Below are 13446 nucleotides of genomic sequence, written 5' to 3' on the forward strand. Positions count from 1 at the left end.
TTTCTTGCGAGAGGCTTTATTATTCTACTTCAACTGCTCTTTTACCCCTGAGCAAAGCTTAACTAGCTCTTTGTAATTAGTCTCTGAATTTTCTTTTTTCCTGAATTCAATTTCTAGAAAACCTGGTGATGATTTGACGCGAAAGTTCTTGCCATCATTTAAAACAACAGCGCCAGACTTTTCTCCCTCGTCGCTAGCAAAAAAGCTATCGTCATTTAATACCTTTTCTATGTAGTTTACAACCCTTTCCGTTTTTTCTTTAGGATATTTTGCCTCAAAGACATAAGTTCCTTCAGTTACTACAACTTGTATAGATTGGTTTTCATTATTAAAACGACAACTCGTTGCCAGCATAATTGTTATAAAGCCAATAATGACATGTATTTTTTTCATTTTGATTGTTTTTGTGATTTGTAAATTTTTATCATTACAATTTATAAGGACCTGATGTTAACCTCCTGCCCTGCCTTTAATATCATCTGTAGCTGTTTTTCTGTTTCTGGCGGATTTAACATTTTGATTTCCGAAATTATAGCTGATATTTAAAGATGCCCTTCTGCTTGACGATCTATTCTTAATCCGAAGATCTAAATTTTGATAAATAATTTCGCCTTGCCATTGGTTGGTTAAAAAAACATCATCTATGGTAGCTCTTATTTTCATTTTTTTATTCATTAAACTTTTTTGCAAACCTAGATTTAGCGCATGGCGAAAAACAGTTGATCTCTCTTGGCCATTTATACTTGGAGAATTTAACCAATAATTCATTTCAACAGAATAATTATTTGGCAACCGGAATGAGCTAGAAGTGTTAAAATTGTAAGCTACATTAAATACGTCATAAACTCCGCCAGATAAATTTCCATCATCAACTTTGTTGTAATAAACACTTGCATTATTTTGCATATTCCACCATTTCGAAATAGTTAAAGGGAAGTAGATACCGGCGCTATAATTTTGCGATCTACCGATATTTCCCCTACCTACGGTTACAATGCGAGTTACATCATTTTGCTCTGTAATTTGCACGATCAGATTACGTGTATCTGAGTAATTAAGGGATAATGAAAACGCAGTTTTATAACCGTAAGATATTTCGAAATTATCGGTAAACATTGGTTTTAAATAAGGGTTACCTGTATCAAAAGCATACGGATCCATATAAAAAACAAAAGGATTAAGTTGCTGATAACTTGGCCTGTCTACCCTACGACTGTAAGCGTATCTTATGTTATTGTCTTTATTTAACTGCTGACTAACAAACAAAGTGGGGAAAAGCGACAGGTAGTTTCTATCGAATTTTTGGTTATCGGTTACCGAATGCCCATTTGCATTTGTATTTTCTGCTCGCAAACCTGCCTGAACTTCCCACTTATCCCATTTTTTTGAAATGTTTATATAAGCCGCATTAATGTTTTCTTTGTAAATAAACTTGTTCGATTTCCCTAAATCGTTCTCCCAAATATTACCAAGAAATTTTTCCGACAGAAAATCATTTTTTGTTGTTACGAAACTGCTCTTCAAACCTGCTTCAAAACCTATGGTTTTAGAGATGGGCAAGGTATAATCTGTTTTTAAAGCATATACGTCTATTTTAGTGTCGCTACTATTTCTAAGTAAGGTATTTCTAACGAACTGCTGGTTAGCATCCAGGTAATCGGCATCAAAAGTTTCGTCCCTTTCGTTGCTAAATCCCGAGTAATCGGCATCAAAAGTTAAGCTTTCCCCTGCTTTAGAGAAATCGTGTTTAACGTTAAAGTTTGCCGTAATGTTATTTGCTGGCGATTTAGAATCTGCTTGTTGATTAACGGAACTTAAAGTAGCAGAACCATTAAGTACCTCATTAATGTTTGTTTGGCTAAAATTACCAAGTTTTGTGTCTACTGTATTCGCATCTACCATTACCCCAAAAGTTGTTTTTTCGGAAGCGTAATAATCTGCACCAATTTTACCAGAATAGCCGATACCTTTATTAGACCTTCCGAAGTCTTGCAAAAACCTACTGGTTATATTATTAGAAACCGAAGTCCTGTTAACAGTAATCTGATTAAAATTCGATTTTCGGGCAAAACCTGCATTCCCGAAAACGTTCCATTTATCCACTCTGTGATTTAAGTTCAAATTTAAACCAGCTCGATATAAATCTGAGGGAAATCCACTTACAACACCCTGCCCCAGCGTTGAGGAAAGTGTACCATTTGTGCCAAAATTTTTGTTCTTTTTTAGTTTGATATTAATGATACCTGCATTACCGGCTGCATCATATCTAGATGATGGATTCGTAATAATTTCTATCGTGCCAATTTGATCGCTACTCATGTTGCTTAACATCGTGGTCAAATCTGCACCTGAGAGAATGTTTGGTCGGCCGTCAATCATTACAGTAATGCCCGATTTGTTGTTAAGCCTTATTTGGTCGTTTTGTTTGTCTACAATTACACCTGGAGCTTTTTCTAAAACTTCCAAGGCTGTTCCGCCACTGGCAACAATACTGTTTTCTACATTAATTACCGTTTTGTCAACCCGGCGCTCTATAAAAGGCTTCTTGCCTTCAATTGTAACTGCACTTAATTGTTTTGTTAAACTTTCCATCTTAAGAGTTGGCAATACCAAATCAGCATCTTTGATGGTAAAAACTGACGTTTTGATATCTTTAAATCCAACCATTTTAACGCTGATGGTATAATTTCCGCTTTTTACAGATTCGAAACCAAACTTACCATCAAAATCTGCCTTGGTTGTTTTTATTTCAACCGTATCCGGGTAGGCTAACAGTTTTACCAAAGCAAATGGTATAACTTCTTGCTTTTCGTCTACAATTTTACCGGTAATCTTACCTGTTTTTTGGGCAAAGGAAGTCCCCCATGCCAAAAGGCACGTTATTAAGAGTACAATATTTCTCATGATTTATTTTTTAAGATTTATCATTCAGCGCAAAGCGAAGAATGTGTTTGGAAGTTCCACTTTGAGATTTCTGGCCGATAAATCGCTACAATCTTCCTTTTAATAAAAAGTATTATTATGGGTTAATTTCTTCCTTTGGTTTGTCTAATTCCGCTTTGCATTTCAGGCCATCTTCCGTCATTACCCATTCTCTGTAATCACTTTTTTTCTCGTTATGGTCATCGCAAGAGTAATAATAGAAATGCAAATAATCATAAATGTTATCATTCAAAAATAAATGCGTACCTACCGGAACTTTTAGCGTTATAGTTACTTCTTGGTTGCGCCAAATACTCTCCTGCTTTAGTGCCAATCTCGGGCTAAGCGTAATTAACGAGTCTGTTTGTTTGTATTTATAGTTTATATTTTGTGCATTGCGCAAAGCGATGGGAAAGGTTTTGCCTTGAGATTGGTAGTTTTGAACGATGCTGGTTTTACCATTTTCGCTTTTCGAAATCTCTACCCTAACGTTTCTTGGCACTCTAAAAGGATGATTATCGTTATCATCATAAATCACTCTACCATCTAAGTTATTGTTCGCAATTTCAAGTGCTAAACTATCAGCTTTGCTAAAGGCAACACTTTTGTCTACATCTATAACATAAGTAGGATAAGACTTTAGCTCATCTGTTTTTACCATTTCTGCATGTTCCTTAAACTCGGAAGTAATTTTTGCGGTGTAGTAAACACTATAAGCAACGCCAATTAACCAAACTACAAGTAAAGCAAACGAAAGCGATTTATTAATTGCTTTTTTATTAAAAGCTACCCTAATAGCAAACAACACCAAAGCCAAAACCGGAATAAAGGCAGTAACAAAGGCTGCCAAAACGATACCATCTCTTAACTCTTCATTAATAACCGAAAGTGGCCAAGCTTCAAAAGTATTTGCATCTAAAAACCCTAAAAATGCCGCCAAGCAAACAATTAAACATACGAGCGTAGCAAAACCACATACTATAAAAGCGCCCGCAATAAATTTTAAAATTAGCTTTCCGGTAGTGCCTAATAACCTGCCAATTGCCTGTACAACTTCAGTTATAAAATTTCCAGAGCGTCTAGCTATTGGTCCAAACTCGGCATTAGCCGATTTCATTTTTTCTTTAAACATGGCCAACTCGTCTTCAAAGCTTTTATTGTAACCATATAAATTTGTCGCCTCACCTTTCATCTCCATTTTCTCAGATCTGCTTACCGCTCTAGGCATGGTAATCCATAAAATGATATAAGCTAGAATACCAGCTCCACCTAAAAAAATGGTTAACAAAGCCAACAACCTAACCCAACGTGCCTCTACGTTTAAGTAATGTCCTAAACCAGCGCAAACACCTGCAATAACACCATCATCAGTATCACGGTATAACTTCTTAACGCCAGCGTGGTTATAGGCAAAATCACTTTGTGGCATTTCCTCTTCTTCTTCAGAAGCGAAATCTTTTACGCTGCCCATTTGGGCAATTACACTTTGTACATCGGTAATTTCTATTACCTGTTTTTTATCAGCTGCCAAAATCTCGGCAAACATTTCCGCAATGCGATTTTCTATATCGGTTACAATTTCAAAATCATCAGCATTTTTGGCAAAATGTTGTTTAATTTCGTTTAGGTAGGCAGTTAATATTTCGTAGGCGTCTTCTTCAATATGAATAATTGAGTTACCTATATTTATAATCAATGTCTTTTTCATAGTCTTCGTTAATTTTGAGTTTTTTGTGCTGCACCGCTTTGCGATGTAGTAACCGCATAAGCCAATTCGTGCCAAGTACTATCTAATTGCTTTAAAATCTGTCGGCCGTCTTCCGTTAAAACATAATATTTTCTTGGTGGCCCGGAAGTAGACTCAACCCAATTGTAACCCAGCAAGCCATTATTTTTTAAGCGAGTTAAAAGTGGATATAGTGTTCCTTCTACTACAAGAAGTTTTGCCTGTTTAAGTTCTGCGATAATATCCGAGGCATAAATTTCTCCCCTCGAAATAATTAAAAGCACACAATATTCTATTATGCCTTTTCGCATTTGTGTTTGTGTATTCTCTGCTATCATATAACAAAGATATATGTTTTATAATGTACTATGCAATACATAGTACTATAATAATTATAATATATTTTTTAAAATACTGATTATCAGTAAAATAAATATTAATTATTTTTCATTTGAAAATGATTGATAGTGTTTCATGGCAAATTAGCCCCGCTCTTGTTACAAATCCAGCAGAAAAAGCGGGAGCTTTTCACGATGATCGGGTTTAGAATTTAAAGCTTATGCTAATAAATAAAAACTTCTCGATTCGAAAAACCTTTAGGAATTGCAAAACAAAATATCGTACAAGATTTAAATGGAGCATCATTTCAAAATAATATTTTAAGTCTACTATTTTAGTAGCATTAATTTGTATACCTTTGCGCTCTCAAAAAATACGTGATGCTGAAAAAATCTATCGCATTAATAAAACAAGAAGTAGCCGACCACGGCGGTATTTCGCTAAAAAGAACATTGGGCCCTTTTCAATTAATTTTAATTGGAGTAGGCTTAACATTAGGTGCTGGCCTATTTTCTATAACCGGACTGGCTGCCGCAAATTATGCCGGCCCAGCGGTAACCATATCTTTTATCATCGCAGCGGTGGGTTGTGGCTTTGCCGCACTCTGTTATGCAGAATTCGCATCAATGATACCGGTTGCCGGGAGCGCTTATACATATGCCTACGCCACCATGGGCGAATGGTTTGCATGGATTATCGGATGGGATTTAGTGCTAGAATATTCGGTTGGATGTGCTACGGTAGCCATTAGCTGGTCGCAATATTTAACCAAGTTTTTAGGATCTTACGGCTTACACTTGCCCCCACAACTAACCTTATCGCCTTTTGAAACCGCAAAACTTGCAGACGGAACCGTGGTAAACGGATGGATAAATATTCCAGGTGCGCTAATTGTTATTTTAATGACGTTGGTGGTTATCAGAGGAACGAAGGATCGGCAATTGTAAATGCGATAGTTGTATTTTTAAAGGTAGGCGTTGTTTTAGTTTTCATCGCTTTGGGATGGCAATACATCGATCCTGCAAATTATAAACCATATATCCCAACAAACACAGGCGAATTTGGACACTTTGGCTGGAGCGGAATTTTAAGGGCCGCAGCATTGGTATTTTTTGTATTTATAGGTTTTGATGCCGTAGCAGCTTCTGCACAAGAAACCAAAAACCCTAAAAGAGATTTACCTATCGGGATAATTGGTTCGCTATTGGTTTGTACCATTTTATTTGGGCTTTTTGGCCATGTGATGACAGGTTTAGCTAACTACACAGAATTTTCTGACAGCGGTGCGCCTGTTGCTATTGCAATTGAAAAAACACCCTTTGCATGGTTAAGCCAAGCGATAATTTTGGCAATTTTAATTGGCTATACTTCTGTTATTTTAATCGATTTAATGGCGCAATCGAGGATGTTTTATGCCATAAGTAAAGACGGACTTTTGCCAAAAGTATTTTCAGATCTTCATCCGAAATTTAAAACACCATACAAATCTAATGTGCTACTTTGCATTTTTATAGCATTGTTTGCGGCGTTTGTGCCCATTAGAGTAGTTGGCGAAATGACCAGCATCGGCACCTTATTGGCTTTCGTAATTGTTTGTGCAGGAATTTTAATTTTAAGAAAAACAGACCCAAATGCAGAGCGCCCATTTAAAGTTCCGTTAGTTCCGCTAATACCGATTTTGGGTATTTTAGTTTGTTTAGCAATGATGATTTTTATGCCTTGGGAAACTTGGTTACGCTTGTTTGTTTGGCTGGCTATCGGCTTTGCCATTTATTACTTTTACGGTAAAAAGAATAGTGTATTAAGAAAGCGTTTGGAAAAAGAAAAAATCAATGATCAAAAGCATTAACAGCGTCTTCGGTAATCGTATTTAAGTCGAGCAACTTCCTCGGCTTAATATTTTTCCAAGATGTTTTAGGCTTCCCGCCATCTTTAAACGCATTTGTACCACTGGTGTAATTCATTTTCATGGTAGAGAAATTCATTGTTGTAGCGGTTTCATCGCCAGACGAACGGTGTAAACTAGATTTGTTGTAACCTATTAACTCGAATTTCTGGTGCTGAAAACGGAAAATGTAATCGAAGTTATAAATCTCCCAAGCGCCACAGCTATAGAAATTTTGAAAATGTATTTGGAGCAATCCTTTTACAATTTCAATGCCTCCTTCTTGTCCGAATGGGTCGGTTAAACATGGGCTATCTTGTGAGTTTTCTGACGGAATAAACTTGGTGTTTTTTGCAACCAATTCATACAATCCATTTACCTTTTTAAATGCAACCAACAAATATCTAGGGTTTGTATTTAAGGTATCGCCCCCTAATCCACCAGCATTGCTGACAAAATTTTTGCGGTCCGTATTTTCAATTACCATCGCTACATCAACTAAACCATCTTTATTTAAGTCGCCTTTTGCTTCGGTAAGTAATTTCCATCCGGCAGGCACAAAGTCGCTTATTTTAGAAACTGTTTTTTTGAGAGTTGGTACATCGCCTTGCGCAAAAGAAAATTGGGCGCAAATGATTAGAAATATAGTTAAGATGAAATTTTTCATAGAAATAAATTAAAAATAGGTTTTAAAAGCATCATTTATAGTCAGCGTCATTGCGAGGAACGAAGCAATCTTTATACTATAGTTTAATGTCGTTCCTCGCAACGAAAGGCTAAAGCTCACTTTACGTTAAAACAATACTTGATACAAGCCCAAACTTGGAGCGTACAAATACGTTTTACCTTTTAACGTTAACGTCTTCGGCATTATCATGTCATCGCACTTAAATTTCTGCTTATTTAATTCATAATAAGCCAAATAAACCGGATTTGGCAAAAGTCCGTTATTCCAACCCGTTAAAACATCATCATCAAATTTCGAAAGCTCGAACTTTGGTTTAAAAATTTCTGTTTTAAAAAGCTCTGTTTGCCTAACAACTAAAGCTCCATTTCTAATCGTGAAAACATTACAGCTAGCAGTATTTACAATGGTATATTCACAAGGTTTTAAGCCGTAAGGTTTCAATAATTCTACTTCATACTTATCAATCGCTTTTAGCCTTAAACTGTCGTTGAGGTCTTTTAGTTGCTCAGATTTATTGCTCAGGCTATCTGCAAAAACAATGGTCTTAAACTCTTCTTGTTTTTTGTAATCTGGTTGATGAAATTTCTTTCGATTGAAATATAAATTACCTTGTTTATCCACGTAAAACGGAAGCTTCCAATCGTAAATAGACTGAAAAATTACGTTTTTTTCTACATCGATAATCTTAAATGGCAAATTGCTGTTATCTGGTTTAACAAGTATTCTATCATCACTTAAAAAAACAAGTTCGCTTACATCTTTCATGTCGGCAACTTTCCTAAATTTCGAAGTGTCCTTTAGCAGTTCCGATAATAAAGGCACATCAGGATGCGCATCCTTTTTGGGGATTGGATTGCAACCTAAAACAAATAACAAGGCAATAAAAAGGAGGTATTTCATAAACTATTCTTTTGTATAATTTGATTTGCCATTTACATCAACCGTTTCTCCAAGATATTTAGGTTTTCTATTCCTCATTACATCAAAAACAGACTTGGAGATGGATAGTTTCTCCCTAAACGAATAATATTTATAACCTGGATAAACCCCTCGATTTGCACTGTAACCATACGATTTCACGCCCAATTTATCGCCGATATAAACGCACCTGTTCAAATGGTATTTTTGCGAAACCAGAATGGCAGTATCAACCTTAAAAATATGCTTAGCTCGGTACATGGTCGAATAACTATCGAAACCTGCATAATCGATGTATATTTTTGTCGTGTCTACTCCATTTTCGTAGCAATATAATTTCATTACCGTAAGTTCATCGTGTTCATCTCTACCGTTATCTCCCGATAGTAGAATTTTATCAACTTTGTTGTTTTTAAAAAGTGCAATACCAGCGTCTAACCTGTCCTTCAAATACCTGCTTGGTTTATCTCCATTTATACCGGCACCAAAAATAATAGCAACTTTGGTTTTAGGCACATCATTTAAATTGGTATAAATAACACTTTCGGTTTTTGATTTTACGTTGCTATTTGTAACCCAAATAATTACAATAGTTATTAAGCATAAAATGATGGCAGGTATAATGAACTTATTTATCTTTTTCATTGATAGTGGTTAAAGCTAGACCGATGCTGAAATAAATTCAGCATGATGAATTCGGTTAAAAAATAGACTAATCTACAACGATTTATAAAAATCGGTTTCCATTACTTCTTTAGCAAAACTACTTTTGGTTTTAGTAAAAACGCTTAAAAAGAAAACCGTTTTGCCATTAAACATATAAGTGTAAGTACCATCGCCCCTTAAATTGCCTAGCGTTTCAAAAGATGCATCTAATTGCTTTTTCAAAGTTTTTTTATCTATTTTATATTGCTCAATGTAGGTATTTAGTAATGCTGCAGCTGAATTTATGCTGCCATTTCCATTTAACAATGGGATTAAATATCCAATCATTTCATCGGGTTTACCAATTTTTTCGTACACCTTACTTAAATCGTAGCTAATTCGGTTGGCGTCGTTTTGAAACGTTGTTCCTCCTGCAGCAATAAGTCTGTAACTCAACAGCGAACGTATAAAATTATTTTCAGCTAATTTAAAATCTCCGCTACCAAAATAAATATCAGCCAATGCATGTGCAGAAGTATGCTTTAAGTTCAGCACTTCATCGCTTTTGTATTTCCAAAACTTTTCATCAATCGTTAAATCCAAAAAATAATTTAATTCTGCCTTGTAATTTCTAATGTTCGTGCGGTCTAACTTCTTATTCATTCCTTTGGCATACTCCATCAATTTTTTATCGCTTTTGTAAGGTTCTTCGCGGAGCAAATAATATAACGCAGTGCGGATATCATCTATCCTAACATCATGATAAAGCGGAAAAACATCCCTTAATTTGCTTTCCTCTGCCCACTTTACCTTTCTGTTTTTCTCCATTTGGATGAGCAAATAATCGTCGTTTGGGATTACCTTCGTGTCGAATTTGTAAAAGATAAATTCATCGCTGGTTTTATTCATGCCGATGGCATAAATTAAGTTGTTTTTTGTAGTGAAATAAGTCGTGTAATTCTGGTCTTTCAGTAGTAAATCATCACCTATTTCCAATTTGGTTTCGTTAGTAAAAGTGTGATATTTAAATGCTCTAAAATATTCGTCTTTGGCAAGCGTTGAGGGATTTTTGGTGAATGCTGATAAATAGGCTAACTGTTTTGCAGTCAGTTCTGGTTTATCTAAATCTATCACGCCAACTGCAGATAGCCGTGTTTTTATATCGAAAGTATATTTTGCAGGCAGTAGTTTTGTGCTGTTATTTTTTGGATTAATAACGATACCAAAACCCACGTAATCTTTTATTAAATCTAGTTGTGTGATTTGTTCAGTCTCTTTATTCTCGGCGATAAAGCTTTTTATTAAATCGGCATGTTTGCTGGTTTTAGCAACTTTTAAAGCCTGGGCTTCAAATTTTTTAAAATCGATGTTTTGCGCAAAGCTGATTTGCGATGCAAAGAGTAATAGGTAAAGTAGGTTTTTCATTTGGTAGGTTGTTGATTTATTTTATTTAGACCTAATTTTTTCTCTTATGAGATACAATTTATTTCGATCTGAAGTGTAAAAAGCAAAGCTGTTTGGCACCTTATAAATCAGAGGTGTAAAAATGATTGCCGAGGCATTAGGTTCTGAAACAATATAAAATCTATTTTTATTTCCGTCAGATTGTTCATTTTCTACGGCAATATTTGGCTCAAAAAAATGAAAATCCCTATCGTTAACGCTCGTCTTAAAAAAGGCTTTACCTCGCCAATTGGTTACATCAAATCCTGGATTTCCACCCCCAATGTTGTGACTGTAAGATAATTTTTCTAGCCGATGGTGATGTAGGTATGTAATATTCTCTGCTAAATGAGGGTCTGTTTCACCAGTTCGTATCACTTCAACGCTATATCGGCCCGCACTTTCCTCGTCGCGAACGGTTTGAAAACCTTCAACCTTTTGCCATAAAATTTGCCATTGTTTGTTTTGATAATAGTAAAATTTCAGATAGCTGTTTTCGTTGTTGGTTATATATTTACAAAACCAATATTTTGAGTTTGCTTTGGCATTTTCAATATGCTGGTTTACTTTAACAGCGCTCCAATTTAAGTCGGCATTTAAAACTTTAAAATATCGTTTCGTCGTGTCACCGTTCAATGGCCAAGTTGTATAGTAGGCTTCTTCGTAATTCGTAAAAACCATAAAATCATCTATGAGCTCGGCCCAATATCCTTTGTAGGTTAAATACAAGGTATCTGTTATGTTGCCGGCTCCGTTAAGTTTATAGAAGATATAATCGCCCTGGGTTTCATCACTTTTTTCCGCATCAGCTTCTATAATCCACTGCTTGTTTATAGATGGAAAAACACGGATTGGATGAGGGTAACCTTGTGCTTCGCAAATTAATTTCACCTCAAAATGTGTAGAACGATAGTTTTCATTTAGTTCTTGAAAATTGGCGTAAGCTGATGCTAACGGCTCTTCGTTACGCTCCATAATACCATCACCTAAATTACAAGCCGATAAAAATATCGATGTAATAGAGGTAATTAAGAAGAGATATTTTCTAACTAACTTATTCATTCTCTTAATTTTTTTTATCTGGAAATTTCCCTTTATCCGACATCAGCATACTTTGTATTTTCGGATATAACTCCAAGTCGGCGTAAGCACCATTCAGTTTCCACACGCCATTTAATTTTTCGAAATCCAGATTTGCGATACTGTTTGATTTGGTATGCAAGGTCTGCTCTGCAAAAGCATCAGCTTTGCTAAAAATACTTCTAGAATACCAAGAAACCAGCTTGCCATTGTCCCGCATATCGTAGTTTTCTTGTTGCATTAAAAGTGGCCATATTTTAGCAAACTGTTGTTTGTTAACTTTTAAAACAGGCATATCATCGTGCTCGCCATTAATGGTAAATGGAAACTGAACCAAAGAGGCTAGTCGTTCTAGATTTGCATCTTTTGTAGTTAGCCTCAGTTTCTCCCAAAAGTCTAAAAGTCGTTTTTAAACTGATTGTCGTAATAATCGGCACTTTCAAAAGCCGTGATGTATTTGATATTTTCTTTCTCAACATGAGTTAAAAAAGGCGTTATATTTTTAAAATGGTTCCATCGGTAATCTGGTTTTTTATTGAAATGCTGATACCACTTCCCACCTTCCTTAAATGCATAATTGTAACGGGCATAAACAGTGTTTTTCATTTCTGCCAGCTGTTGCTTGTTGTACTTTTTTACATCTACTTGGGTAAAACTGCGGGTTGAAATTTCAGGGTAATCACCCTCCACTTCCCAATAAACTTTACGGTAAAATCTTTCTCTATCTGCATCGTGAATGCCAAACTTGGTTTCTTTATCGCATTTGTAAAATCTATAAAAATGCCTTTTGTCTACTCTGACATAATTTTCTCCAACAAAAAATTCTGAAGCTACAAATTGTTTGTTGATGGCATTTTTCGGTTCAAAAATGTTGTTGCCAACCCAACCGCCATCGTGTACATTCGGCAAGGTTTCGCAATTGGTTACTTGTTTGTTGATCAGCCTTGCCTTACTAAAACTAAGGTGCTGGTAATACACAAAAGTGCCATACGATTTTGGATCTACAATAATTTTTATTTGGTAAACCGTGTCTCGGTCTTCGGCAATGTAAATACCGTTAACGCTATAAGCAAAATTGTTAGCGATGCTTTTTTGGTCGTATCCCTTTTTCAGTTCTGGTGTCCAAGCGCTAATTTCTGTAGAGCTGGTGCAAGGGCAATTTTTAATAGCTGTTTTTTGTTGCGCAAAGCAATTAACGGCGCAACAAAAAATCAAAAACAGAAGCGAGAAATATTGTTTCATAACTATTAATATGTGGATGAATTGCCGTTTTTTTTAATTTTTTGCGGGTGGTGGAACTTTCATTTCTGCCGGTTTCAAATGTCTTTCGGTTAAGTTCTCCAGCTTAATACCCTTCATATCATCGCTTACTTCTTTCAAGCCCCATTTATCGGTAATGTACTTTGTGGTAATGCAGAAAGAACCCGTATAATCGTAGAAATTTTCGGTAACTATCAGCGTGTCATTTAACAGTTTATAACTTCCCTCGAGAATAATTTTTCCGTTTTTTGTGCCGTATTTTACAATCTCCAGGTGACTGAAATTGAATTTATCTCTTGTAATTTTGTACACCTGTAAAGTATCTCCCTTGCTCTGTTGGCGTATTTCACTAGGTTTTTGATAGCCCAGATAAACATTAAACTTTGTTTTTTTTATACTGAAATAGGCCAAACATTTATCAGTTTTCAAAATATCTGAAGTACCAGCAAGTCTTACCGTAGCAGGTGGTGGTCCTTTTTGTGCAAATGCGTTTAAGCTTATCGTGGCGATTATTAATGTGAGTATTTTTTTCATGATTTC

14 protein-coding genes are annotated in these 13446 nt (G+C 35.6%); 2 read left to right on the forward strand and 12 right to left on the reverse strand.

Features of this window, described 5'->3' with window-relative positions:
* Nucleotides 1–24: 24 nt before the first annotated feature.
* The 4 genes from DUT69_RS16280 to DUT69_RS16295 all read right to left on the reverse strand — a co-directional run bounded on the left by DUT69_RS16280 (nucleotide 25) and on the right by DUT69_RS16295 (nucleotide 4986).
* Nucleotides 25–393 (reverse strand): hypothetical protein, encoded by a 369-nt coding sequence (locus tag DUT69_RS16280; RefSeq protein WP_113654320.1) that lies wholly within the window; start codon nucleotides 391–393, stop codon nucleotides 25–27.
* A gap of 57 nt (nucleotides 394–450) precedes the next feature.
* Nucleotides 451–2904 carry an outer membrane beta-barrel protein gene (locus DUT69_RS16285; RefSeq protein WP_113654321.1) on the reverse strand — a complete coding sequence of 818 codons (2454 nt, stop codon included), beginning with the start codon at nucleotides 2902–2904 and terminating at the stop codon, nucleotides 451–453.
* A gap of 115 nt (nucleotides 2905–3019) precedes the next feature.
* Nucleotides 3020–4630 (reverse strand): PspC domain-containing protein, encoded by a 1611-nt coding sequence (locus DUT69_RS16290; protein ID WP_113654322.1) that lies wholly within the window; start codon nucleotides 4628–4630, stop codon nucleotides 3020–3022.
* 8 nt (nucleotides 4631–4638) lie between these two features.
* Nucleotides 4639–4986, reverse strand: coding sequence for a PadR family transcriptional regulator (locus DUT69_RS16295; protein WP_113654323.1), 348 nt, complete (start codon nucleotides 4984–4986; stop codon nucleotides 4639–4641).
* Nucleotides 4987–5367: 381 nt separating this feature from the next.
* On the opposite strand from DUT69_RS16295, the gene DUT69_RS19590 reads away from it, so the two are divergent.
* Entirely contained in the window at nucleotides 5368–5934 is a 567-nt protein-coding gene (locus DUT69_RS19590) for an amino acid permease (RefSeq protein ID WP_394341261.1), read from the forward strand.
* Nucleotides 5853–6836, forward strand: coding sequence for an APC family permease (locus tag DUT69_RS19595; protein ID WP_394341262.1), 984 nt, complete (start codon nucleotides 5853–5855; stop codon nucleotides 6834–6836). Before DUT69_RS19590 ends, DUT69_RS19595 begins: the two co-directional genes overlap by 82 nt.
* Here DUT69_RS19595 and DUT69_RS16305 read toward each other — a convergent pair.
* The 8 genes from DUT69_RS16305 to DUT69_RS16340 form a co-directional block, all read right to left on the reverse strand.
* On the reverse strand, nucleotides 6817–7539 hold the full coding sequence (locus DUT69_RS16305; RefSeq protein ID WP_113654324.1) for a hypothetical protein: 723 nt from the start codon (nucleotides 7537–7539) through the stop codon (nucleotides 6817–6819). The genes DUT69_RS19595 and DUT69_RS16305 overlap by 20 nt on opposite strands.
* Nucleotides 7540–7665: 126 nt before the next feature.
* Nucleotides 7666–8460, reverse strand: a complete 795-nt coding sequence (locus DUT69_RS16310; RefSeq protein ID WP_113654325.1) for a hypothetical protein — start codon at nucleotides 8458–8460, stop codon at nucleotides 7666–7668.
* A 3-nt stretch (nucleotides 8461–8463) separates the two neighbouring features.
* A complete protein-coding gene (locus DUT69_RS16315) occupies nucleotides 8464–9123 on the reverse strand; it encodes a SanA/YdcF family protein (RefSeq protein ID WP_113654326.1) in 660 nt (219 codons plus the stop codon).
* Nucleotides 9124–9195: 72 nt separating this feature from the next.
* Complete coding sequence (locus DUT69_RS16320; protein ID WP_113654327.1) at nucleotides 9196–10548, reverse strand: hypothetical protein; 1353 nt, start codon at nucleotides 10546–10548, stop codon at nucleotides 9196–9198.
* A gap of 21 nt (nucleotides 10549–10569) precedes the next feature.
* A complete protein-coding gene (locus tag DUT69_RS16325) occupies nucleotides 10570–11628 on the reverse strand; it encodes a hypothetical protein (RefSeq protein WP_162796335.1) in 1059 nt (352 codons plus the stop codon).
* Between the two features lie 4 nt (nucleotides 11629–11632).
* Nucleotides 11633–11983: a hypothetical protein gene (locus tag DUT69_RS16330; RefSeq protein ID WP_113654329.1), complete on the reverse strand. Its 351-nt coding sequence runs from the start codon at nucleotides 11981–11983 to the stop codon at nucleotides 11633–11635.
* A gap of 59 nt (nucleotides 11984–12042) precedes the next feature.
* Nucleotides 12043–12888 (reverse strand): YARHG domain-containing protein, encoded by an 846-nt coding sequence (locus tag DUT69_RS16335; RefSeq protein ID WP_113654330.1) that lies wholly within the window; start codon nucleotides 12886–12888, stop codon nucleotides 12043–12045.
* 33 nt (nucleotides 12889–12921) lie between these two features.
* Nucleotides 12922–13440 (reverse strand): hypothetical protein, encoded by a 519-nt coding sequence (locus DUT69_RS16340; protein ID WP_162796336.1) that lies wholly within the window; start codon nucleotides 13438–13440, stop codon nucleotides 12922–12924.
* Nucleotides 13441–13446 lie beyond the last annotated feature (6 nt).

This window comes from Pedobacter namyangjuensis, from assembly GCF_003313325.1.
Classification (GTDB): domain Bacteria; phylum Bacteroidota; class Bacteroidia; order Sphingobacteriales; family Sphingobacteriaceae; genus Pedobacter; species Pedobacter namyangjuensis.